A 21,659-nucleotide genomic window follows, 5' to 3' on the forward strand; every position below is an offset into this window, starting at 1 on the left:
CCGCCGCACGGCCCCAAGGCAACTGCATTGGCCTGCGCGGCCGGCTCGGGTGTTACGGGGGAGGAAGGGTGACGCAGTCACGCGGGCGGGCTCTGGAGCTGGACCAGGCGGTGGCATCGCGGGCCGGATCACGGCGCTCGCCAACAGCCGGGCCTTGGCGAGTCGGCCAAAATGGGCGGCCGACGGGCGCCTGTGGACTCCCGGAACGCACGGCCCGGGAGTCCACAGGGTTGGGACTCGGCTCAGGCGACTGTGATGTTCTCCGCCTGCGGGCCCTTCTGGCCCTGCGTGATGTCGAAGGTCACTGCCTGGCCTTCCTGGAGCTCGCGGAAGCCGGAGGCGTTGATGTTGGAGTAGTGCGCGAAGACGTCCGGTCCGCCGCCGTCCTGCGCGATGAAGCCGAAGCCCTTTTCGGAGTTGAACCACTTCACGGTTCCGCTGGCCATGGTCATGCCTTCCAGTCGTTGTCGGATCCGCACCGCGCGAACCCGGAGGTGATCGCCCTGGTCCAGCACTGCACAGCAAAACGCCCACGCCAGGGCGCGGGCAGGGACTGCGAACCACGACATCTGACATTGAAACTACACGCCGAAATCATCCTTCACCAGAGAGCAACAACGACCACCGCGTTCAGGCATGCCAGTTTTCCACTCGCGGGCGCGGCCGCCGCGCCATTCGATCCAGTGGGTGGTCGTCGAGCACAGTGCCGGCGTGAGCGGTGACGCGCCGGTCACCCATACGGGACGGCGCCGGTCAGGTACTCCCAGACGCGGATGCGCGGTTCGCCACGGTACTGCTGTCGACGACGGGCCGGCTCGGACGGAACCTACCGCTGGCCCCAGGCACGGTCCTGCTCGCCCTGGCCGTGGCTGGCCCTGGTTGGTTCGTTCAAGATCCAGTACAGTTCCCGTTGCCGAGCGTCCACGCCTCGATGTCGCGGTAGTGGATCGGTCCGCGGCTACGGCCGACGTTGCTGCCGACCAGGTGCAGACGTTCGGCAAGCCATCGGCGGCCGGTGAATCCGGCGAACCCTTCGGCGATTTCTCCTGCCGAGGAACGATCTCCCCGGCGTGCACGGGCCAACGTCAGGTGTGGGCGCAGGGGCCGATCCTCGAAGGCGACACCACAGCTCTTGACAGTGGTACGCACATCGGCGGCGAGCATGTGCAGCTCATCGAGGTCTCCGTCGATTCCGCTCCACAGCACCCGGTCGTCGAAGTTCCCGCTGCCGCGCAGTGCCAGACAGAGTGGTGGGCGGTCCGCTGCGAGTTCGGCGAGGGGCGGGCGCAGGAGCGGAACTGTCTCGGTCGGCAGTTCCCCGAGGAATGCAAGGGTGATGTGCCAGTCCTCGATGCGGTTCCACCGCATGTGAGGGTGTGTGTCATAGGCGGGGCGCAGTTCCCGGGCCAGTTCTTCCTTCGCGTAGTCGGGCGGGGCGAGAGCGATGAACACGCGAACGGTCGCGGGCTGAGTCTGTTCGTTCACACGGACTTCGTACCGCACCCGGGTAGTGGACGCGGCGGCCGGCCCCGGTAATACGGGAGAGGTGTTCACGGTCGCGATGCCGGGGAAGCCACCTCCGGCAGGTCGCGTCTCGGCCGGACCGCTGGAACCGCAGACCAGGGAACGGGAGCATGCCGGTCTGCGGCGGGACCACGTGCCGCAGGCCGGTGCGGCAGCGCCGCAGAGACCTTCGCCGGTCGCATGGTGGACGAGGCGCCCGCGGCGGAGGCAATGGGAGCAGAAAGCCCCGGGGCGAGGCCGATGCCCGCGCCGATACAGCCCCTGAAGGACCGGTTGGCGAGTGAGAAGGAGGCCAGACACCGCGCCGCGCTGGACCAGTGACAGGAACAGGCTGCTGCCTTCCAGCCGCCCGACGCCCCCGCGCCGGCCGAATCGGAAGCCCACGCCGCCGACCGACGGCACGAGGTGCTGGGCAGAGCGGTTCAACAGATGGGCCTGGATCCCCAACGGGGTCGCCGGGCTGCAGGCCGCGGCACAGGCTGCTCGGGGTGACCGCGCCCATGCCGAGGAAAGCCACGTCCAAGCCGAGGAGAGTCATCGGCGGGCTGCCGACGCCGAGGCAGCGCTGGAGGCATGCAGACAGCCAGGCGAGGTCGGCCTCGAACAGGCAGTCGCAGCTGCCGACCAGGCCCACGCGGAGGCAGTCGCGCAACTGGCTGCCCACCGAACGGCCCACACCGAAGCCGATCAGCCCGGAGGACGACTGGCTGGACGAACGCAAGACCTGTCCGAGCTGCGTGCCCGAGCCCGCGCGTGGCCTGGACGAGTACGCGGACGCCGTGTGCCTGCACCTTCGCGAAGAACCGGACGACGGCCGGAGCGTGGCATGCACGGGCCCGCGCCCGAGCCGATGCCGGCTCATCAGCTCGCCTTCGCCGGGCGGTGCTTCTCTCCAACTGCGGCAGCCGAAGAAGCCGCGCCGCCGCGACCAGGCACCGACCGATTGCAACGCAGCCGACGCGCGGACCCTGCAGCGCGTTTTCCTGGGCCGGATCCCGGCCCCCATCAGCACCGCATGGATAGAACTCCATTGGGTCCGCGATGTCGACGCACAGACACCGCTCGCCCCCGCGTCCTTCGGCGTCGGCGTCCGGATCGACGTCAGTGTCCACAAGAACCTCTCCCCCGCCGTCGCCACCATCCACAGGCTGGCCTGCAAGGTGGCGGACGCCGACCGCACCTCCGACAGCAGCAGCGCATCAGTCAGGCACTGCCGGCCGTACTGCGGATGAGCGAGCCGGACCTCACCGACGAAGGCCCCGCCACAAGGAACGAGCGGCCTGCTGGCCGAAAGCACCGACATCCGCGCCCGGGGCACCATCAGATACATGGTCACGCGGGCCGACGGAAGTCAGGAGCGATGGGATGCCCGCGATGCCACCGTCTCCCAGGGCGAAAGCCGCTTGATCGCCCTCGCCCCGATGCCGGCCACACCGGCATCCGACCGGGACGGTGGCCGGGTGGCCGTGCCGATGCGGGGTTCACGGTTGCTGTTGGGCCTCAGCCGGAAGCCGGTGCGGTCTGTTTCGCAGTTGCGGGTCCGTCACCCCTCCCGGGCATGCGAGCGGATCGATCGGCCATCCGGCGCGCCGGGCACCCGCCCGGTACGCGCTCTCGTAGAAGGCGAGTACGGCGGCACGCGGGTCGGCTTCGGCACGGACCTCGTCGTACGGCAGTACGGCCAGGTGGCTGTCGTTCCGGGCGACCCAGTGCGCCGCCCCGGGCTCGAGCGGCTCCTCGGCCAGGTGTGCCGGCTCCGGAGCGGTGTAGGAGTAGAACGCGGGCGCGGGGAAGGTGTCGTCCCCGAACCAGAAGCCAAAGCTGATCACCTCCCGGGAGTACGCCTCCCGGGTGACAGGGTCCGGCTGCTGAAGCTGCTCGATGTGACGCTCGGAGAACCGGGTGTGCGCGATGTCGAAGGTGTGCCAGAAGTGGTGCACCGGGCTCACCTTCCCCGAATACCCTGCGGCAAATTCCTCCAGCACCGACGCCACCTGGCTGAGTACCCGCCAGTAGCGGTTGGCCTGCACGGGCTCGTACGTCGCATGCTCGGCGTCCTCGGCGAACGGCCGACCGGAGTCGGGCAGGTCGAAGGGCCTGGGCACGTCCAGCCGCACCCGGATGCCCAACGTTGCCAGCAACTCCATCACCGCGTCGTGGAAGGAGGCAACGGACTGGCCGACGAGCGGAAAGGAGATCTCCCGGCCGTCCAGCGTCGAGACGACCAGCCGATGCGCGACGAAGTCGAAGTCCATCGTGAAGATCGGGTTGCCGTCGACCTGCCCCATCGGGCGTGTCGTGATACCGCGCCCCGTGAGGTGGAACGGGACATTCCACCAGTGGTTGCGCCGGGCGCTGGCGGCGAGACGGATCTTCCCGACGATCTGCTCGAAGCGCTGGAGCGTCTCCTTGGTGTCACGCCACTCGGCAAGCGGGATCGGCAGGAACAGCTCCATGGTCATCAGCCTTCCCTCTGAGCTTGCTGAACGGACCCGCGCCGTCCGGTAGTGCTGGCACGTCCCGCCCCGTTGTTCGGGTCGTTTGTCACCCTCCCCGGCGTCCCCCGGATCGGGCGGCCCCGGCTTCACCAGACCGTTGCGACGGCCTGACGGACGAGTGCGTACGTCCCAAGACATCGCTCGGGGCCATGGCGAGGCTCGCACCGTCCTTCCGGCAGGAGAACAGTACGGTGACCGCGGGCAACTCACTCGCCATGACACGGGCCGTCGATCGCTATCCGATCGAGGACGAGGCCGAATCCGCACCCCCGGGTAGCAATCTTGGAAAAACCGGCCTGATATCCCTGTCCGTCGCGGAGGTCCGCCGCTTGACCGGACTGCTCCTCCACCCACAACGCCTCACTCCGACCCATCATCTGCACTGGTCATGGTGGAGACGACTCAGCCAGACCCACGCCCGGCCGAGCCACTACGAACGCCGAGGCCGCATTCCACAACTGTGTTTGCAGTACTAACCGTGCATCGCGGTGCTGTAGATGTACAGGGCGATCACACTGGCGACGCAGGCGAGGATCACCCATGAACCGAAACTGGTGTGTTTCCCAGTACCTTTGGGCCGCGCGACCTTCCCGGAACGGTTGGACCGCCCGGGCGCTGCCCGTCCCGGCTCGACCAGCGCCGGATCGGCCGCCGCCTCGGCGAGCAGGCGCCGGCAGGTCGCGGCGAGCACGCCTGTACCGTCGGAGAGGGGCACCACGGCCTCGGAGCGCGCCGGAGCAGTGGTGCCGCCGCCCAGGATGCGCCCGGCGCGTACGAGAACCTCGTCCCGACCGCCAGCCGGAGCGAGGCTGATCCACCGCCGTACATGCTCACCTCGGATGACCACACCGCCGGACCGCTCCCGATACACGGTGTACTCCCGCCACAAGATCTCCGCCAACTCTCCAGCGATGTCCCTCAGTTGTGCGCTCACAACCCCTCCCCCTCCGCCTCACGGCGAATCGAACAAGCATCGCACTCTAGCGGTAACCGCAGAGCAGGGGTCCAGCACCCCCAGCGGCCGCGCCCGGGCCGTGGAAAAGGCTAGCTCCGGCTGAAAGAGCCGTTGTTCCCGTTCGATCGTGGACATCGCAGTGCCTTCAGTGGACGTGAGCATCGAGAGGGCGTACGTCGACGCGCGCTGTACTGCGACCGGCGCCGCCTGCCCGAGTTGGGAAGCCTGGTCGACTCGACTTCACGGCTCCTGCCTGCGATTCCCCGCTGACGTGCCGAGCGCCGGACGAAGCCTCCTACTCCAGCCACGGGTTCGCCGATTTCACTGCCGGAACACCACATGCACGCACCGGACCTTCGTGGGGCAGATACCGGTCTGACACGCAACCACGGCCGCCGCACCCGGCTCCGGCCGGCGCACCCCCTGTACGGAGAGGTGCTGCGCCGGGGCTGCCCGCCCCATCGGCGGCGGCGCCGCTGCCGGGAACTGGCCGCCGCGGTCGAGCGGACGGGCTAGGGTGGGAGAGGATGAGGATGCTGAACGGTCACGTCAGCGGCGGTTACATTTACCACCCGTCCAGCGTCAACCACACACTGACGGCCTCGGGCAACAATGCGGGGGCGGGCTGGGACACGAGACTCCCGCCCGCCAGCAACTCCCCGGGGTTGCTTGAGGAACCGCCATAGTTCTGGTGGATACAGCCCAGCACGCCAGACGTGTTGTCGGTGATACGCCACCAGTACGTCTCCAGGGGCCAGGGGTTCCACAATGCACAGCGACGCCGTGGCTCCGGTACCCGAGTCCTGCGAGGTCACATCCGGGTTCGGCGCGTTGTGGATACTCACGCCGTCGGTGCAGAAGCTGCCGGGCATCGAGCCCACCCTGGCGGGAGCAGGCGGGGCATCGCTCAAGGCCGCCGGGTTGGTGTCCGCCTGCGCAGTCCCGGTGAGGGTGAAGCTGAGTCGGCCCTCGCGCCGGACTATGGCATTCCTCCGGGATAGGCATCCACGACACTTGAACATGCGAGCTCACCAGCCTCGCCCCCAGAACTGGAACAGCGCGAACACCGTGCTCCACTACGGCAAGGACGGCGCCCCCGCAGACCCGGCCAAGGAGCCAGCCGAAACCTCGATGCTCGCCCTGCACCCGCTGCAGTCCGCGCTCGTCCACGTCAACACCCTGCTGATGCAGGAGGTTCTCGCCGAACCGGCGTGGCCATCGAGGCTGACGGACGGGGACGGCGCGGCCTGACCACCTCGTTCTGGTCGACCATCAACCTGCACGGAACGTTCCGCTTGGAGATGGACACCCAACTCGACCTCGACCGATCGGCGACCGTGCCGATGCAGAGAGACACCGGGTCCCGGCCGTCGGTCAAGGTCGGCGAGCGACACGCCGTGGCCCACCTCGACCGGGCAGACCGTCCTCGAGCTGCATCAGCTCCTCCGTGCTCAGCTTGAGGTCCGTGGCCCTGGCCGAGTCGGTGATGGAGGCCGGGCGGCTGGCTCCCGGTACCGGGATCACTGCCGGGGAACGGGCGAGCAGCCATGCCAGGGCGATCTGCTGCGGGCTGACGCCGCGGTCGTCCGCGATGCGGTGGAAGGCAGTGCCGACCGAGGTGGGCCCGGAGAGGCCGTCGAGGGAGCTGCGCGAGATGCCGCCCAGCGGGCTCCAGGGCAGAAAGGCCAGACCCAGCTGTGTACTCAGCTGCAGCTCTGCCTCGCTGTCGCGCACGGCTGGCGAGTACTGGTTTTGCACGGAGACGAGTCCGTCGCCGACGATCACATGTGCTTCGCGGATCTGGGCGGTGGTGACGTTGGAGATCCCGGCGGCGCGGATCGTGCCGGCGTCGAGCAGCTCACGCAGCGCGCCGACGGATTCTGCCCAGGGCACCCCCGGATCCGGCTTGTGCAGCTGGTACAGGCCGATCGCCTCGACGCCCAGACGCTTGGCGGAGGCCTCGGCGGCTTGCTTGAGATGAGCGGGAGTGGCGGTGACGGTCCAGCTGCCGTCGCCGGGACGGCCGCGGCCGCCCTTGGTGGCGACCAGGACGCCTGAGGTGTCGCCGCCGTAACGGGCCAGGGCGCGCGCGATCAGCAACTCATTGTGGCCGGCCTCGTCGGCACGCCAGTGGTAGCTGTCGGCGGTGTCGATCAGCGTGACACCCGCATCGAGGGCGGCGTGGATGGTGGCAATGGCCCGCGTCTCGTCCGGACGCTGCTCGATGGACAGCGGCATGGCGCCCAGGCCGATGGCACTGACGGTGGTGTCTGCGATGGTGCGGTACTGCATGCTGGCTCTGCTCCTCAGACGCTTGGTGACGGTTCGGTGGTAAGGGCTTCGGCGACGGCGCCAGGCAGCCAGTGGTATACGTCGTCGTGCCAGGGAAGGTCCACGGCCACCAGCCAGGTGACCGGGTGCACGATCTCCTCCGGTACCGGCGTGCCCGGTGGAACAGCCTGCAGTGCAGCGGTCGCCGGGGCGTGGACCTCGATCGTGGACGTCATGACGTAGCGCCGGGTGTGGCCTGCGAAGGCGCGGGCGGCTATGGCGGCCTGTACGGGGATGTAGCAGACCTGTTCGACAACCACGTCGCAGGTGCGGGAGCCGAGCGCGGCCGTCAGATCGGCCTCGGCATTGCGGTCCACGACCAGGAGTTCGACACCGGCGGGCGGCTGGGTGGAGCCGCACTTGACCGCAGTGACCTGTCGGCCTCCGCCTGCAGGCGCTTCACCGAGCGCTTTCCAAAGCACCGGTTTCCGCCGATGACGCAGATCTTTTGCATGCCCCCATCCTGAACACGTACCGTCATCAGCAGAAGTGCTCACTTACTGAATAGGAATTAAGGCAAACTGTTGATCGATGTACAGCGGCTCCGCGTCCTGCGGGCGGTAGCGGAGCACGGCAGCTTCAACCAAGCGGCCGCTGCCCTGCGCCTCACCCCCTCGGCCATCTCCCAGCACGTGGCCGCCCTGGAGCGCAGCCTCGGCGCCCAGGTCGTCGCCCGCAGCACCCGCGGCGTCACCCTCACTCAGGCCGGTCAGATCATGGTCGGCGCTGCCGAATCGGTCGCCGCCGAGCTCGAACACGCCAAACAGCAGGTCGACCAGCTCAGCACGGGCCGGGTACGGCTCACCGTCGCCACCTTCACCAGCGGCGGTCGGCTCCTGCTGCCCGGCGCCCTCACCCGGCTGATGGCAGCTCATCCCCGCACCGTGCTCCACGTCAGGGAGGGCGAGCCCGAGGGCACCCTGCCGCTCGTCCGCCGGGGCGCCGTGGATGTCGCACTCGCCTATCACTTCGACGGTCCACTCCCGGTTGGGCCGGGCCCCAGCTCCAGCCTGGAGTGGACTCCACTCCTGGAAGACCCCCTGCACGTCGTCCTGCCGGAATGGCATCGGCTCGCTGACAGCGACGTGCTCGACCTCGCCGAGCTGGCAACCGAGCCCTGGGTGCTCGGCTGCCTGAAGACCGAGACATACCTGCGCCGCTACGCCGAGCGCGCCGGCTTCGCTCCGGAAGTGCGGGGCACCACCACCGACTACTTCTTTGCCCGCTCGCTCGTCGCCGCAGGCATGGGAATCTCCCTGATCCCCTCTATTGCGCTCTCCCCTGAGCTCCCTGGCCTTCGCACCGTCCCGATCAAGCCGCCGGGGCCGATCCGGCACATCGGTGTCGCCGCAATCAACCGCAGCGACCGGCCTCACGTTACGACGCTCATCCAAGCCCTTCATGAACAGGCGCTGCAGCAGGACCAGTAGGACTTTGTCAGGTGGTGTCACAGGTCTGCCAGGGGTGGGTTGTCGGCAGGTGGCGCGGGTTCCGGTCCAAGTGGCCAACAGCTGTTGGAGGCGGGCCGGGGCCTGGTAGAGGGCCAGGCCCTGGCGGGGGCTTTTCGGCAGGTCCTCTGTCCGGTCAGGAACAGGTGGGCGGCGGTCACGAGGGTGACGTGCCGGTGCCGGCAAGCGAACGAGCGTCCTTCGAAGTGGTCGAGTCCCAGAATGGTCTTCAGCTCGCGGCAGTCGTGCTCGATGCGCCACCGTGATTCTTCGCAAGGCGCACCAGATCCCGGCCGGGGAAATGGGCGGGCATGTTGGATGCCCAATACCGGAGCGGTTCATCCCCACCTTCGGGCCACTGGGAGATCAGCCAGGTCAGGTCATTGCACCGTCTGGGGCGGGCTTCGGGTGCCGCCCGGCAAGATGGATGCGCAGCAACACGAGACGCAAAGTCATCGCCGCTTTGGAGCCCTTGCGCCAGGTGACGCTCAGCGTCTTGCGGCACCCTGCGGGCCGGGACGTGTTCGCGTGTCACCACAACCCGCCGCGACCCTCTCCAGCGCCGTCCGCCCCTTGTCCTCTGCAGTCAAATTCCCCAAGACTTCCAGTCCGGCGACGCCCTGGGATCATGTGCGTCCAACTCAGATCAGGAGGGGCCTGTGATGAGCCTTGATGAGCTGCTGCAACAGGCGATGCGCGTACATGACCGGTACGACCGGCTGAACATGCAAGAACGTGGCCGGGTGTGGACACGAGAGGAATTCATGCTCGGCTTCGTTGGCGATGTCGGCGATCTGGCCAAGCTGGTCATGGCCGAGGAAGGTGCTCGTGAGGTGCCTGGCGGACGCGCGGCGCTGGAGCATGAACTTGCGGACTGCCTGTGGTCGGTGCTCATCCTGGCCCACCGCTATGGCGTCGATCTGGAAGCAGCCTTCCGCCACACGATGGCAGAGCTCGACACGGCGATCAGCGCTCGGCTGCCGAACAGCGAGGAACCAACGTGACTGCGGGCCAACCCCCCAACTCGACTCTCACGCTCCGACATCCACCCCACCGACCCACACCGGCGCCCGCGAATACGACCCCAGCAGCGTCCGGTTCATCAGCGTCGAGCTCGTATTCACCCCTACCAGCAGCACCCTCTCCCCCGGACAGGTGGAGCACGACGCAAAACCGCACCTCCCACATCGTCCGCGCCACCCACCCTCCGGAATGAGCTGGAGATGCCCGGGACCGATTCGACCTGAGGGCCCTGATGCACGCCCAACGCCGCAGGCTGCCGAGCGGCCGACAGGCCCTGACTGAATGCGCAGGCTGACGCGCGCATGTTCATGCTGGGTGGCGACACCCTTCGGGCGCTCAAGGTGATCGTGGACACGACGGGCTACGACCTACGCCAGGCCCGCGACATCGTGTATGCGCTGGTCTACGACATCGAGGTGCCGAGGGGGAGCTGAGCCGAGGCGCGACGCACGCGGATCCGGATGTCCTCCGTGATCGTCGAGGTGAGGCTTGGCCAGGTGATCAGAGGCCGGGTTCGAGAGCTGATATCCGTTTCTGGATGAGGTTAGGGCAAGGCTGCTGGTCGCGGAGCTTCCGTCGGCTACTGCTTCCTGATGGAGCTGCCAGCGCCGACCTCGGTGAGGACGTTGAGCTTGACGAGGCGTTTGAGCTTGGCGCGGGCGCCTTCGATGTCCCATCGCAACTCCATTGGCGGGTACGGCGGTCGCGAGATCTCGAACCTGTCGCCGCCCACATGGGTGGCGGCATGGCACCAGGAACAGGACCAGATCTCCTCTTCCCAGGCCGTCGGCGGCACAGGCCACCGCCACATCGGCCGTCCACACACATCACACTCCACAGGCGGATCCTCACACGCTCGCACGAGCGGCCCCAAGCGGCTGACATCACGCCAGATACCACACATCCCCGCCAGGACAAAACACCCTTTCAGGAGATCCAGTGCCGGCCGCACCTCATCGACGGCTGCCCTACCGGCACCGGCCTCGCGCCGGACACCTGATCTGGCCTGGCTGTCGATCGGGGCCCGGCCGTGCGAGATGGCAGCCATCTCAGCCCGGCATCCTTGTCAGGCCGAGGTTGGAAGTGAACTCTTCACCCTCACCCTCAGGGGTTTGAGAGTGTTCGGCGATCCAGGGCGGCCTCTCTGGCGAAATCACGCCATGTTCCTGTTCGTTGCTCCGCTCGGCCAGTCTCCGCAACAACTCATCGTGATCAGCCTGGAAGTGGACGAGCCGCCACCTGGCACCTTACTCCGTGGCCAACTCCTTGTAGTCGTCCCTGACCGCGTGGGTGCCCGGACCGCGATCCAGCACTGCCGAACGGCCTTCCCGTAGGCGTGCGACGAGCTGTCGCCGAACGTCCTCGATCACGGGAGCCTCAAGCGCGAGGTGTTCGTACTCGGCGTGGCCCTTGCCGATCCGTCCATGCCGGGCTGTTGTTTGGTCGTCCACTGACACACGGACGACACCGCCTCGTGCCAACTCCGTTCGCGAAGACGGTCTAACCGACCCAGGCATGCCGGTAAGTAGCCATACCGCGGGCTGAAGGTCACTCACCCGTCTGACACCCAGCGGTCCCGGCGCCTCGCAACAACCGGAGTCCGATCGCCCGGGCACCCGATCACACCATCGCGCAAGGCATCCGGAGCACGATGAGCTGCGTGCCGACAACACCCGATCAAGTCCAGTAGCAACTGCATGGCGGTGGACGAAGGCGGACAGAGTCAGGGCCTGTCCGGCGGATCCTGCCGGACAGGCCCTGATTCCGAGGAGGGCTCAGCGCTTGAGCGTGAAGGTGAAGTCGCCGGAGAGCTTGCCGCTCAGCCGGACTGCCGAAACGAGATTCCCCTCCGTGAACAGTCTCTCGACCTCGGCCCGCGAAAGACCGCAACCTTCAGCGATCAGTCGCACCGGCCGGACAGGGATCCGCGCCGCAAAGCGGACCGAGACGTCGATCACCTCGTGGTCCAGGTGATCCGACCCGCCGGTTTCGAGGCGCCAGGCGTTGTCCCAGTCGAGGGCGATGCGATTACGGCGCCGTACGACCGGATCCTGGAGCAGCTCAGCTGTCAGGCCAGGGTCGTTGTCATGCAACCGGTCCAGCAGCCCAGGTCGTACGGAGCGCACATTCATCCGCTCCAGGACCGTGAGCTTTGCAGTTTCCCCGCAAGCGGTGCAGAGCGCGAGGAGCCAGGCGTCGATGAGCTTGTGGTTTGCGTTGACGCGAAATCTACCGCTTGCCCGGAAGCGCTCGGACGCACACGCATGGCAACGGCGGAGAACGAGCGGCAGGCAGGTGGGCACGACCACCCAGGTTTTGAGCACAGAAGTACACCGGTTTCAGTGAGAAGTCCGCAGCAAAAAGGAGCGCGGCGCAGATGCGCGACGCGCGACGATTCAGCGCTCGGGAGGTCTCACAGGGTGTACAACGGCGTGTCCTTGACTAGACAAATTGGCTCGGTAGCACGGTAATGGCGCACAGCGGCGCTGCTCCACTGGTTTTCGAGCGCCTCACCGCCAGCTTCTGTCCGGCGGATCACGGACGAGGCCAGAGCCGGATCGAGGCGACGGTGCATGTGCTGTGGAAGACGTAGGCCCGATTGTCGTACCTCGTGGCCATGGCCCGGACTTCTTGGGCCTGTTGATCGTCCGCTCCACCTCGCTCCTACGCTTGTGGATCGTCCTGTCGAAGCCGGCGGGCGTCCCCCTGCCCGTGTCACCACCAGTCGCCATCCTGGAAGCGCATGTCCCTAGTACAGGTGTGTCAGTGAAGACGGGCGAGCCGAGGTCGACCAGCCGGGGGGAACCGGCGGTGGAGGTCCGGTTGACGAGTTGCTGTTCGTTGGGGACGACTGGGCCCAGGACCACCACGACGTCCGGTTGATGGACGCCGCAGAACGTCGGCTGTCCAAAGCTCGGCTGCCGGAAGGCGTCGCGGGAAGCGAACGGCTGTACTCGGTGATCGGTGCGGAGCTCGGCAAGGACAGCAACGCCGAAGTCGTGATCGGGATCGAGACCGGTTGGAGCGGGGACTGCGACCAGCAGGTTGTGCCGTATCGCCACCGATCAGTGGCTATCAGCGGTCATTTCAGCCAAAGGGCTTCCATCGGAAGCCCACGGCCGGTGGTCCCCAGCTCGGTGATCCCGAACCCGCCGCCGTACCCACCGTCGATCCAGCCGATGTTGCTGACGTGGGCGGCGCCGTCCACCATCCCTGTCGTGTGGTCCAGGTAGATCCTGACCGCCTCGATCGGAGCGTCCGTGTTGACGTCGCCGACCTGGATGGTCCGGTTGCTGGGAGAGGTGCAGGAGTAATAGGCATCCCAGTCGTAGTTGGAACGGTGTGCTCTGGCACAGAAATCGATCGTGCTGGCGGGGAAGTGGAACCGGATTGAGTCGATGCTGATGGCCTGCCCGGTGCTACCGGCCCATTCCCCGTCGCATCTCCAGTCCTGCCAGCCGACCCTCTTGAGGTGAGCCTGGTAGCAGACGGTGCCGGTGGGGTTGTCCCTGGCGCTGGCGGAGCCCGCTCCCATGAACACAGCTGTGGCAGTGACCGCCGCCGCGGCGACTACACGGATCGTACGTTTCAACATGTGTGCTTCCCCGAATCCAGGGCCTCGGATGGCCCTGCGGGCAACGTTAGCGATCACGGTCCGCCGTGTCGTGAATCTGACATCGGCAGTTGCCAAATCGGAGAGTTCGGCACGGAATTGCGAATTCCGCCCGGTCCAGGAGCTGGGCCGGGGCCCAGTATCAGCCGCCCCGTCCAGGTGCTGCCAGAAGGGAAGCGGCAGCTCGAGATCGTCACCAAGATCGACCAGGCAGTCGAAGGCGAGCCCCAGCTCGTTGGGTGCGGTTCAAGCTGGCCTGAAGCGCGTCACGATCCATGGCGTCAGTGTCGCCGGTGTCCTTTGGAGGGTCACGCGACTTTCGCCGGTCGTCCGCCCCAGCGGAGGCCCTTCTCGCTGCGGATGCGAGCGCGCTCCTTGCGCTGGGCGGCGAGCACTTCGGGGTGACGGGCGTTCTTGTTGCGCCAGCGCGGGTAGGCGTGCAGGGCCCGGGTCTGGAGGGTGTGGTTGCGGTGGTGGGAGTTGGCGATGGTGAACTGCCGCAGCGGCCCGAAGTGGGCCTCGATCGGGTTGGCCCAGGACGCGTAGGTCGGCGTGAAGCACAGCTCGACCCGGTTCTTCCTCGCCCAGCGGCGGATCGTCTCGCCCTTGTGGGCGGACAGGTTGTCCAGGATGACGTAGATCGGGGCGCCGTCCGGGCGGGCCGTGCGAATCGACCTCAGCCCCGCCAGGGTGTTCGCGGCACCCTTCTTCCTCCGGTTGACGCCCCACAGGGTGTCGTCGCCGACGGAGGCTGTCCGGACAACGCCTCTGGGCTACGTGCACGGCTGACGGGGTTGCCGAGCAGGAAGAGTCGGGCACGCTCGCTGGTGCTCAGCGGTCCCCGGGCAGGGCCGACCGTCCAGTGGTGATCTGCTCGCCTGCGACTGGTACGTCAACCGGCGCTGAGGGCTGTCCGTCCCCTACAACTCAGGCACCACCCAGGACTGTTGTGTCATTCCCAGGGTGGAGGGGAGGTGCAGCCCGGCGAAGGATCCGCATGCGTGGCCTGTTCCTGAAAGATCTCTCCTGTCCGAACATGCAACCGGAAGGATCGATATCGTGCGCAGACGACGTCTCGCTCCCCTGTTGGCCGTGAGTGTCACGGCAACGCTGGCTCCCGCGCTCGTCACCTCGACGGCCACCGCCGCTGCGGCCGCCACCCCGTCGACCGCCTCCTCGTCCGCCGCCACGGGCGCGCTGAACCGGTATGTGAAGCAGAAGCCGCAGTGGAAGCGGTGCGAAGCCTCCTCTCCGGCTGAGTTCGAGTGCGCCACGATCAAGGTTCCACTGGACTACCGGGTTCCCGGGGGCAAAAGGATCGACTTAGCCATATCCCGGATCAAGAGCACCTCCCCCGACAAGCGGCGCGGTGTCCTGTTCTCCAACCCCGGCGGCCCGGGGGGACAGGGGCTCTACATGCCGCTGGGAATGCAGGAAAGGCTTCCCGAGGCCGCACAGCAGAAGTACGACCTCATCGGCTTCGACCCGCGCGGTGTGGGACAGAGCAGCCCGGTTTCCTGCAATCTGGAGCCGGAGGAGGAGAACTGGCTGCGGCCGTACAAGGAGGAGACGTTCGACAAGGACGTCGCCTGGGCACGCGACGTCGCGAACAAGTGCAAGGAGAAAGCGGGCGACACGCTCCCGCACATCACCACGCGCAACACCGCACGCGACATGGATCTGCTCCGGGCGATCCTCGGTGAGAAGAAGATCTCGTACGTGGGTTACTCGTACGGCACCTACCTGGGCGCCGTCTACACCCAGCTCTTCCCGGGCCGGGCCGACCGGTTCGTGCTGGACAGCGCGGTCGATCCGGCGCGCGCCTGGCGAGGGATGATCCAGTGGTGGGCGGAGGGCGCCGAACCCGCTTTCGACCGGTGGACCGAGTGGGCCGCCGAGCGTTCAGAGAAGTACGGCCTCGGTGACACCCCGAAGCAGGTCGACCGGACCTTCTGGGACCTGGTCGCGCAGGCCGACGAGAAACCCATCGAGGTAGAGGGACAACCGACCACCGGTGATGACATCCGGAGCGGTATGCGCGGGGCGGTCTTCAGTCCGAAGTACGCCAGCGAGGGGGTCGTGGAGCTGAAGAGGGCCGCGGCCGGTGAGCCCGCCTCCGCGAACAAGATCGCGGCGTTCACCGGATCCCAGGGGACCGGGACTGCAGGCGCCGCCAATGCCGGCGAGGTGCCGTCCGACAACATGACGGCGAGCTTCTGGGCCGTGGTGTGCGGCGACAACTCGGCTGCATGGTCCCGCGATCCTGAGAGCTACCGGCAGGACGCCATCGAGGACAAGGGCCGATACCCGCTCTACGGCGACTTCGCGTCCAGCATCAAGCCCTGCGCATTCTGGGACAAGTCCATGGAACCGGCAACCAAGGTGAACAACAAGGTCGGCTCCCTGGTCGTCCAGAACGAGTGGGACTCGCAGACTCCGCTGCCCAGCGGTCAGGCCCTGCACGCCGACCTGAAGGGCTCGAAAATGGTCACCGTCCACGGCGGCGAGGGCCATGGCGTCTACCCGAACGGCAACGCGTGCACGGACGGCACGGTCACCGACTACCTGCGCACCGGCAAGCTCCCGGCGAGGGACGTGACCTGCCAGGCGACGGCCGACTCGAACTCGGAGGCGCGGAAGAACCAGAAGCGGGACGTGCTCCCCGGGTCTCCTCTCCCGCAGCGTGCCCCGGACCGTTTCTGAGCCCGGTCGCATGGCCCATTGCCGCATGACCCATTGAAGACGGGGGCGGGACCACCCAGCGGGGTCCCGCCCCCATAGTGGATGCGGCCGACTGAGCCCGCGACTCGGACGACGAGTGGACGTTGCGTGAGATTTGATCCAGCGGGCACAGGCAACGCAGACGACGGTTCATACGCGGTCGCTCCGGCTCCCGTGGCGGCCTCCGTCGTGTGTGGAGTCCGCGACGGCGCGGAGCGCCCGTCAGGCATCGGCCGTGGCGGAGGTGCCGAGGTCGGTTCCGCGCGCGGTGTCGGGGACGTACGCGTCAAAACGGGCCTGGTACTGGGCGGCGGCCAGTTCGGCGGCGCGGCTGTGGGCTCGTCATGCTCTTCGGCCTGCTGCTGGGCGCGGCCGTCGTGGTCCTGCTCTTCCGTGCCGACCTGTTCGTCCAGGACGGCACCGCGCAGCCGCCCTGCTCGAAGCCGTCCGTCTCCTCCATGTCGTCCACCACCATCCTCACGTCGGCGTCCGGTGGGACACCGTGACCGGCCCCGGGGCGCGGCCTCGCTGGAGCAGACGAAGAGGGCAAGGTGGTGCGGCGCAAACCAGCGCACTGCCCCCGCGGTCCGGCCGGTGCGCGCGGGTGACCGGCTGCCCGCTGGCATAAAGTCGGTGCGAAATAGGGTGACTTGAGGACATGCCGCAGCTTCCCGGTGTGGGCCGGACGTGGTAGATCTTGCACGCGGGGGACCGTTGACGGCCGTGGGTGCCCTGTGTCGTCGACAGCCGCTCGCCGTGGTTCGTCGTCGGGCCGGTCTCCCGCACCCGCCGAGACCTGCTCGGGACCGGCAGTGGTGTGTCCGGCAGGCCGTCCCCGAAGCGGCAGGAGGAAGGCGCATGGGCTGGCACGGGTATCTGACGCTGTGGTGTGCGGTGTTCGGCGCGATGGCGCTGCTCGGCTACGGGCGGTCGCTGGCCGGGATGACGCGGGCCCAGCGGACGGTCCGGGTCAGGGGGCGGATCGAGCGGGTGCGGGAGCCTCGACACGGAAGCTCCCGGCGCGGCGGGATATCGGTGGTCGTCTCCTACCGCGACCCGTCCACCGGGCTGGAGGTCATCGTGACGAACGATGGTGAGCGTGGTGAGACGGTCACCACCGCGTGGACGGGCAGGGAGATCGGGGTCCAGTTCCCGCGCGGGAGACCGCACGCCTACCGGTTCACCAGCGACTTCCAGGGAAGCAGCCGCGGGCTCGGCTGGCCGAACTTCGCGGTCTTCCTGATCTACGTCGGGCTGGTGGTCGTCGCTGCGATCGACTGGGGCTGGCCGTGGGCCCTGATCGGCTTCGGCGCGCCGTGGGCCGTCTCCATCGCCTGCCACCTGCCTCGGAACGTGCGCGACGTGAATCGTCGGCGCGACACGCTGGCCGCCATGGCTGCCGTCCAGGGCCGCGTCATCGCGGTGCTCAAGGACGTCAGCATCGACGAAGACGGCCACACCGCCACCACCTTCACCCCGGTCGTGGCGTTCACCACCCGTGCGTGCACGGCCGTCACCGCTCACTGCACTTCAGGGCTGCGGGACCCGGCAGGCTCCTACGGCCGGGACGTCACGATCCACTACGCGCCCGACGACCCTGCCGTCTTCACCCTGGACCGCGCGGCCGAACGCCGTTCCCAGGGTCTGGACCTCGCGTTCAACGTCCTGGCCCTTGTCGTCACCGCGGCAGCGGCCGTCGTGGGAGCGGCCATGCTGTGACACCCAGGGCGGTGTGTCCTGCGTTCTCGGTGCGCGATCAGGTGGAGTGCGTGCCTCGTCTGCGAGGGCGGCCTGCCGTCCGTTCCGGAGGTGAGCCAGGTGGTCGTATCTGGGCCGGGTGACGGCCACGTGTGCCGACCGCGTTATCTTCTCCCCGTGGATCCGCTCACGTTCGACTACGAGAACCTGCACCTGCGTGTGGACCGGGGGGTGTTCGAGCTGTTCAACCTGGACTCCGCCGAGCACACGTTCCGGGTTCCGTTGCGCTGGCTCGGGGTGTTGGTGCACTACAAGAAACCGGACAGGCCGGGGGAGTTGTTCTTCGGTGTCGTGCGCGATCCGAGTTCCGTCCTTTACGGCACCGACCGGCTCGCTTTCAGGTTCGCCCACTCGCCTACGGTCCGGGTGCCGCACGGCGACGAGCGGTTTTTCCGCGCGTACTTCAGTGAAGTGGCCGTGCTCGCCGACCGGTTGGTGGCCTGACTTCCCAGTCCGCGGTCTTCGAGTACGGCAACGTGCGCATGCGGGTCGATCACGGAGTCTTCGGGGTGTTGCGGCTGAAGCACGTCATCGGGTCGCACCGGGCCCCTCTGCGGTGGGGACAATCGCTGCCCTCCGGCCAACTGTGACGCGCGGAGCGGCCAAGTGCGGCGCCCAGTCACACGCGGCCATCGACCGCGACAAGAGTGGCGAAGGCGTCGACGCCGGGCCGGGCGTACCGATCCGACATCGACGAGCGGCTCGTCATCACCACGGGCGCGAAGCAGGGACAACACTCCTCGGGCAGCACTGAGCCCTTTCCAACCTGACGGCGACGCCGTCGAGGCGGGCTGCTGCACAAGGCGAAGAAGCACCTGGGTGTCGCTCGTCGATCGCTGCCGTTCGTCGTCGGTCGTAGGCCATGCACGGCTCCGCCCTATGCTGGGCGAATGTCCGCGAACGGAGTACCACCAAGCGGCTCGGGCAGTGCGGAGCCCGGCGTCGACGCGGAGTTGCCCGCGACCCTGCACATCGCCGGGCTCGCGCTGAGACGAGGGGAGAGCCCTCCCTCGCTGGCCTGCTGGACCGGTTGCTTCCCGGCACCGGCGGGCGCCGACCCGTCCTGCGTCAGTCTGGTGACTGAACCGCCTGCCCCGCCGCAGTCGGCCACCCTCCGACTCGCCCACGATGTCGTGAGCCGGTTCGACGCCTTCGTCGCCCAGGCCGTGGAGTACTGCCGCATCCGGCTCCGTGAGGAACATTTCGGGCTCACGGCCGAGGAGCTGGATCTGTTGGACCCTCCGGAGCCGCCACTGGGAGTTCCCGAGGCGACGGTGTGGGCCGATCAGAGTTGGGCTGTCCGATTCGCCGAGAGCGGGCTCCGTATGGGCGACCCCTACGGAATCCTCGTAACCTTCGACGGGACTCGGCCCGTCGATGTGCAGGGCATCGACGACGAGTGACGAACCACCCGTCGTACCGTCAGCACACATCGGAGCAGCCTCACCTGCCCTGGAGCTCGGGCGTGGTCGAGGGCCATGTCAACCGGATCAAGATGCTCGAACGCCGGATGCTCGGCCGCGCAGGCTTCCACCTCCTGCGCAAGCGCGCTCTCCTCGCGAATTGAGCGTTTCGCTCCCGACCCTCAGTTCGACTCCCCCGTGCACGAGGCCACTTGCGTCGGAGTCACCGTCGAAAACTATGTGCCTCCCGACCCGGGCTCTGCCAAGCTGATCGGCCATGTGTCCTCCTACGAACTGTTGCTCATCGGTGGTGGTGCGGGCGTCGGGAAGACGACCGTTGCCTGGGAAGTATCCGCATCCCTGCAGAGGGTGGGGACGGCGCATTGTCTGATGGAGGGGGACTACATGGACCAGATCCATCCCGCCCCTGCCAACGACCCTCACCGCACATCGATCACCGAACGGAACATCGCCGCGGTCTGGTCGAACTACGCTGCTCTTGGCCAGAGTCGGCTGATACACCAACACTGTGAGCATCCTCGAAGATCCGGTGATCACCCGTGCCATGGGCGGCAACGGGGTCAGAGTCACGCATGTCTTGCTCACGGCCGACGAGACCACCGTGAGGCAAAGGCCGGCGCAGCGGGAAATCGGAACACAACTTGCCGCGCACATCGAGCGCGGCCTGCGAATGGCGCGGCAACTGGATGCCAAGGTTCCAGCGGGAACCATCCGTGTCCCGACAGATGGCCTGACCGTGCTGGAGATCGCCGCGCAAGTACTCCGCGCCGCCTCCTGGACAACCGGACCTGCGCCCCTGCCGGACGGCCGGCGCAGGCACGAATGACTGCCGTGAGGCCCACATACGAGGGGGGCAGGTACGGTCGAACCGGTTGGACGCGCGGAGACCGGGCCGTCGGCCCCGGACGCGAACGCGTGACGGATCCACGAGGCTGTCAGGTTCCAGACATGCCGGTTTCAGACAGTGAACGATGCTTCTTGATCCGGTAGTTGGACTTAGAGACTGAGCGTCGCCCTTGGATGCCCTACCGGGGCACCCTCGAAAGGAGACCTCGTGAAGAAGACCCTGTCTGTGGCAGCGAGCCTGGCGATCGCCGCGACCTGTGGCCTTGGCATGGCGCTTCCCGCGCACGCCGCTGACGCGACCGGTGTCACGACTGCGGCGAGCCGGTCACTGCAGTCCTCCATCGACACCTCCTCCATGGACCCGCAGCACCAGGCCGTCGTCGACCGGATCCTGGCCAAGCTGCCCGCCGACTGGGAGGCCCGCCTCGACGCGGCCAAGGCCAAGTACGGCCTGAAGGGCGAGGAGTGGCAGCAGATCCGCGACAGCGCGATCAACCCCGGTGACTACCAGTGCCAGACGACCGATCTGTCGAAGTACGCCAACTCCCTCCTCGACGGCGCCCAGGACCCGTGGACCATCTTCATCCTTTCGCTCTTCGGTGGCTTCGACATGCCCACCTACGACGCGCTGATCTACGGCAAGGAGTCGTCGTCGAACAGGTTCGGCGTCAAGGGTGAGTACACCCAGCAGCTCAACTCCGAGATGAAGAACCTCAAGCGTTTCTGGGACATCGACTCCGCGCGCATCGAGCTGATCCCCATGCACGGCGCGGACGTCTTCACCAGCCCGGACCGGCTCGCCCGCACCCTCTCCGTGCTGTACGGCGGCACGCCCGAGGAGAACCTCGACCTGGCCGACATGTTCATCGAACTGGTCGACTCGGAGCCGGTCCTCCAGGGCGGCGCCAACCCGATCTTCACCTTCAACGCCTTCGCCTACAGCGAGAAGGACGACCCGGAGCCGCTCGGCATCACGGACCGGATCATCATGGGTGACGGCATCCTGCAGGGCATGAACGCGGTGAGCCTGGGCGACGTCGCGCCGCGCGGCATCCTGGGCCACGAGTTCGGTCACCACGTCCAGTACCAGAAGAACCTCTTCGAGAGCGACCTGAACGGCCCGGAGGCCACCCGCCGCACCGAACTCATGGCGGACGCGTTCGGCACGTACTACCTGACCCACTCCCGCGGCGAGTCGCTGAACGCCGCCCGCGTCCTCAAGTCCGAGAAGTCGTTCTACCAGGTCGGCGACTGCAGCTTCACCAGCTCCGGTCACCACGGCACGCCCAACCAGCGGCTCGACTCGGCGACCTGGGCGGCGGGCGTGGCCAACGAGGCGCCGAACCAGGGCCATATCCTGCCCGCCCTCGCGTTCGACAAGCTCTTCGAGGCCAAGCTGCCCGACCTGGTCAAGCCGGACAGCAAGTAACAATCACCACCACAGCGCGAGGCGATGAACGCCTGCGCGGCTGAGGACCCGCGCGGGGCGGGACGGATCACGCACCGGCCCGCCCCGCG

The 21,659-nt window shown here is 67.5% G+C and carries 22 protein-coding genes and 3 pseudogenes; 13 read left to right on the forward strand and 12 right to left on the reverse strand.

Features of this window, described 5'->3' with window-relative positions; all coding sequences use genetic code 11:
• Positions 1–242: 242 nt before the first annotated feature.
• Both ACIOHC_RS31735 and thpR read right to left on the reverse strand, forming a co-directional pair.
• Positions 243–446 carry a cold-shock protein gene (locus ACIOHC_RS31735; protein WP_351083897.1) on the reverse strand — a complete coding sequence of 68 codons (204 nt, stop codon included), beginning with the start codon at positions 444–446 and terminating at the stop codon, positions 243–245.
• A 442-nt stretch (positions 447–888) separates the two neighbouring features.
• Positions 889–1,485, reverse strand: coding sequence for an RNA 2',3'-cyclic phosphodiesterase (gene thpR, locus ACIOHC_RS31740; RefSeq protein ID WP_351083895.1), 597 nt, complete (start codon positions 1,483–1,485; stop codon positions 889–891).
• A gap of 539 nt (positions 1,486–2,024) precedes the next feature.
• Here thpR and ACIOHC_RS31745 point away from each other — a divergent pair.
• Complete coding sequence (locus ACIOHC_RS31745; protein ID WP_351083893.1) at positions 2,025–2,756, forward strand: hypothetical protein; 732 nt, start codon at positions 2,025–2,027, stop codon at positions 2,754–2,756.
• 249 nt (positions 2,757–3,005) lie between these two features.
• On the opposite strand, the gene ACIOHC_RS31750 is transcribed toward ACIOHC_RS31745, so the two are convergent.
• Positions 3,006–3,980 (reverse strand): DUF5996 family protein, encoded by a 975-nt coding sequence (locus ACIOHC_RS31750; RefSeq protein WP_365691915.1) that lies wholly within the window; start codon positions 3,978–3,980, stop codon positions 3,006–3,008.
• 514 nt (positions 3,981–4,494) lie between these two features.
• The gene (locus ACIOHC_RS31755; RefSeq protein WP_351083891.1) at positions 4,495–4,956 is read right to left on the reverse strand and encodes a hypothetical protein; all 462 of its coding nucleotides are present in this window, start codon (positions 4,954–4,956) and stop codon (positions 4,495–4,497) included.
• Between the two features lie 1,041 nt (positions 4,957–5,997).
• Between ACIOHC_RS31755 and ACIOHC_RS31760 the strand changes: the two genes are divergently transcribed.
• Positions 5,998–6,228: a Tn3 family transposase gene (locus tag ACIOHC_RS31760; RefSeq protein ID WP_351083888.1), complete on the forward strand. Its 231-nt coding sequence runs from the start codon at positions 5,998–6,000 to the stop codon at positions 6,226–6,228.
• A gap of 123 nt (positions 6,229–6,351) precedes the next feature.
• Here ACIOHC_RS31760 and ACIOHC_RS31765 read toward each other — a convergent pair whose 3' ends face one another.
• Together ACIOHC_RS31765 and ACIOHC_RS31770 are read right to left on the reverse strand one after the other, a co-directional pair.
• Positions 6,352–7,269 carry an aldo/keto reductase gene (locus ACIOHC_RS31765; RefSeq protein WP_351083887.1) on the reverse strand — a complete coding sequence of 306 codons (918 nt, stop codon included), beginning with the start codon at positions 7,267–7,269 and terminating at the stop codon, positions 6,352–6,354.
• 14 nt (positions 7,270–7,283) lie between these two features.
• Positions 7,284–7,730 carry a hypothetical protein gene (locus ACIOHC_RS31770; RefSeq protein ID WP_401844995.1) on the reverse strand — a complete coding sequence of 149 codons (447 nt, stop codon included), beginning with the start codon at positions 7,728–7,730 and terminating at the stop codon, positions 7,284–7,286.
• 102 nt (positions 7,731–7,832) lie between these two features.
• On the opposite strand from ACIOHC_RS31770, the gene ACIOHC_RS31775 reads away from it, so the two are divergent.
• The 3 genes from ACIOHC_RS31775 (at position 7,833) to ACIOHC_RS31785 (ending at position 10,213) form a co-directional block, all read left to right on the forward strand.
• Entirely contained in the window at positions 7,833–8,738 is a 906-nt protein-coding gene (locus ACIOHC_RS31775) for a LysR family transcriptional regulator (protein WP_351083883.1), read from the forward strand.
• Between the two features lie 680 nt (positions 8,739–9,418).
• The gene (locus ACIOHC_RS31780) at positions 9,419–9,760 is read left to right on the forward strand and encodes a MazG nucleotide pyrophosphohydrolase domain-containing protein (RefSeq protein WP_351083881.1); all 342 of its coding nucleotides are present in this window, start codon (positions 9,419–9,421) and stop codon (positions 9,758–9,760) included.
• A 321-nt stretch (positions 9,761–10,081) separates the two neighbouring features.
• Positions 10,082–10,213 carry a hypothetical protein gene (locus ACIOHC_RS31785; protein WP_351083879.1) on the forward strand — a complete coding sequence of 44 codons (132 nt, stop codon included), beginning with the start codon at positions 10,082–10,084 and terminating at the stop codon, positions 10,211–10,213.
• A gap of 146 nt (positions 10,214–10,359) precedes the next feature.
• Here ACIOHC_RS31785 and ACIOHC_RS31790 read toward each other — a convergent pair whose 3' ends face one another.
• The 6 genes and pseudogenes from ACIOHC_RS31790 to ACIOHC_RS31815 all read right to left on the reverse strand — a co-directional run.
• Positions 10,360–10,827 carry a hypothetical protein gene (locus ACIOHC_RS31790; protein ID WP_401845000.1) on the reverse strand — a complete coding sequence of 156 codons (468 nt, stop codon included), beginning with the start codon at positions 10,825–10,827 and terminating at the stop codon, positions 10,360–10,362.
• 199 nt (positions 10,828–11,026) lie between these two features.
• On the reverse strand, positions 11,027–11,230 hold the full coding sequence (locus ACIOHC_RS31795) for a hypothetical protein (protein WP_351083874.1): 204 nt from the start codon (positions 11,228–11,230) through the stop codon (positions 11,027–11,029).
• A 324-nt stretch (positions 11,231–11,554) separates the two neighbouring features.
• Complete coding sequence (locus ACIOHC_RS31800; protein ID WP_351083871.1) at positions 11,555–12,103, reverse strand: DUF1062 domain-containing protein; 549 nt, start codon at positions 12,101–12,103, stop codon at positions 11,555–11,557.
• 211 nt (positions 12,104–12,314) lie between these two features.
• Positions 12,315–12,493: pseudogene (locus ACIOHC_RS31805) on the reverse strand (IS5/IS1182 family transposase); the annotation flags it as partial.
• A gap of 368 nt (positions 12,494–12,861) precedes the next feature.
• Positions 12,862–13,374, reverse strand: a complete 513-nt coding sequence (locus ACIOHC_RS31810; RefSeq protein ID WP_401845002.1) for a hypothetical protein — start codon at positions 13,372–13,374, stop codon at positions 12,862–12,864.
• 326 nt (positions 13,375–13,700) lie between these two features.
• Positions 13,701–14,141, reverse strand: a pseudogene (locus ACIOHC_RS31815) (transposase); the annotation flags it as partial.
• Positions 14,142–14,451: 310 nt separating this feature from the next.
• Here ACIOHC_RS31815 and ACIOHC_RS31820 point away from each other — a divergent pair.
• The 8 genes and pseudogenes from ACIOHC_RS31820 to ACIOHC_RS31855 all read left to right on the forward strand — a co-directional run bounded on the left by ACIOHC_RS31820 (position 14,452) and on the right by ACIOHC_RS31855 (position 21,570).
• A complete protein-coding gene (locus ACIOHC_RS31820; protein WP_401845003.1) occupies positions 14,452–16,095 on the forward strand; it encodes an alpha/beta hydrolase in 1,644 nt (547 codons plus the stop codon).
• A gap of 362 nt (positions 16,096–16,457) precedes the next feature.
• Positions 16,458–16,619, forward strand: coding sequence for a hypothetical protein (locus ACIOHC_RS31825; RefSeq protein ID WP_351083865.1), 162 nt, complete (start codon positions 16,458–16,460; stop codon positions 16,617–16,619).
• A gap of 352 nt (positions 16,620–16,971) precedes the next feature.
• Positions 16,972–17,832 carry a DUF3592 domain-containing protein gene (locus ACIOHC_RS31830; RefSeq protein ID WP_401845006.1) on the forward strand — a complete coding sequence of 287 codons (861 nt, stop codon included), beginning with the start codon at positions 16,972–16,974 and terminating at the stop codon, positions 17,830–17,832.
• A 156-nt stretch (positions 17,833–17,988) separates the two neighbouring features.
• A complete protein-coding gene (locus ACIOHC_RS31835; RefSeq protein ID WP_351083860.1) occupies positions 17,989–18,315 on the forward strand; it encodes a hypothetical protein in 327 nt (108 codons plus the stop codon).
• Between the two features lie 446 nt (positions 18,316–18,761).
• A complete protein-coding gene (locus tag ACIOHC_RS31840; RefSeq protein ID WP_365691891.1) occupies positions 18,762–19,274 on the forward strand; it encodes a hypothetical protein in 513 nt (170 codons plus the stop codon).
• On the forward strand, positions 19,271–19,438 hold the full coding sequence (locus ACIOHC_RS31845) for a hypothetical protein (protein WP_351083928.1): 168 nt from the start codon (positions 19,271–19,273) through the stop codon (positions 19,436–19,438). Before ACIOHC_RS31840 ends, ACIOHC_RS31845 begins: the two co-directional genes overlap by 4 nt.
• A 115-nt stretch (positions 19,439–19,553) precedes the next feature.
• Positions 19,554–20,121, forward strand: a pseudogene (locus ACIOHC_RS31850) (hypothetical protein).
• A 228-nt stretch (positions 20,122–20,349) separates the two neighbouring features.
• Positions 20,350–21,570 carry a hypothetical protein gene (locus ACIOHC_RS31855; RefSeq protein ID WP_365691892.1) on the forward strand — a complete coding sequence of 407 codons (1,221 nt, stop codon included), beginning with the start codon at positions 20,350–20,352 and terminating at the stop codon, positions 21,568–21,570.
• Positions 21,571–21,659 lie beyond the last annotated feature (89 nt).

It is taken from the genome of Streptomyces sp. NPDC088252, from assembly GCF_044740965.1.
GTDB lineage: Bacteria > Actinomycetota > Actinomycetes > Streptomycetales > Streptomycetaceae > Streptomyces.

Excerpts from the sequence above, each read along its gene's own strand:
- ACIOHC_RS31735 (WP_351083897.1), bottom strand. The coding sequence starts at position 446 with ATGGCCAGCGGAACCGTGAAGTGGTTCAACTCCGAAAAGGGCTTCGGC.
- ACIOHC_RS31745 (WP_351083893.1), top strand. The coding sequence starts at position 2,025 with ATGCCGAGGAAAGCCACGTCCAAGCCGAGGAGAGTCATCGGCGGGCTG.
- ACIOHC_RS31750 (WP_365691915.1), bottom strand. The coding sequence starts at position 3,980 with ATGGAGCTGTTCCTGCCGATCCCGCTTGCCGAGTGGCGTGACACCAAG.
- ACIOHC_RS31760 (WP_351083888.1), top strand. The coding sequence starts at position 5,998 with ATGCGAGCTCACCAGCCTCGCCCCCAGAACTGGAACAGCGCGAACACC.
- ACIOHC_RS31765 (WP_351083887.1), bottom strand. The coding sequence starts at position 7,269 with ATGCAGTACCGCACCATCGCAGACACCACCGTCAGTGCCATCGGCCTG.
- ACIOHC_RS31780 (WP_351083881.1), top strand. The coding sequence starts at position 9,419 with ATGAGCCTTGATGAGCTGCTGCAACAGGCGATGCGCGTACATGACCGG.
- ACIOHC_RS31785 (WP_351083879.1), top strand. The coding sequence starts at position 10,082 with ATGTTCATGCTGGGTGGCGACACCCTTCGGGCGCTCAAGGTGATCGTG.
- ACIOHC_RS31790 (WP_401845000.1), bottom strand. The coding sequence starts at position 10,827 with ATGGCTGCCATCTCGCACGGCCGGGCCCCGATCGACAGCCAGGCCAGA.
- ACIOHC_RS31810 (WP_401845002.1), bottom strand. The coding sequence starts at position 13,374 with ATGTTGAAACGTACGATCCGTGTAGTCGCCGCGGCGGCGGTCACTGCC.
- ACIOHC_RS31825 (WP_351083865.1), top strand. The coding sequence starts at position 16,458 with ATGCTCTTCGGCCTGCTGCTGGGCGCGGCCGTCGTGGTCCTGCTCTTC.
- ACIOHC_RS31830 (WP_401845006.1), top strand. The coding sequence starts at position 16,972 with ATGGGCTGGCACGGGTATCTGACGCTGTGGTGTGCGGTGTTCGGCGCG.
- ACIOHC_RS31840 (WP_365691891.1), top strand. The coding sequence starts at position 18,762 with ATGTCCGCGAACGGAGTACCACCAAGCGGCTCGGGCAGTGCGGAGCCC.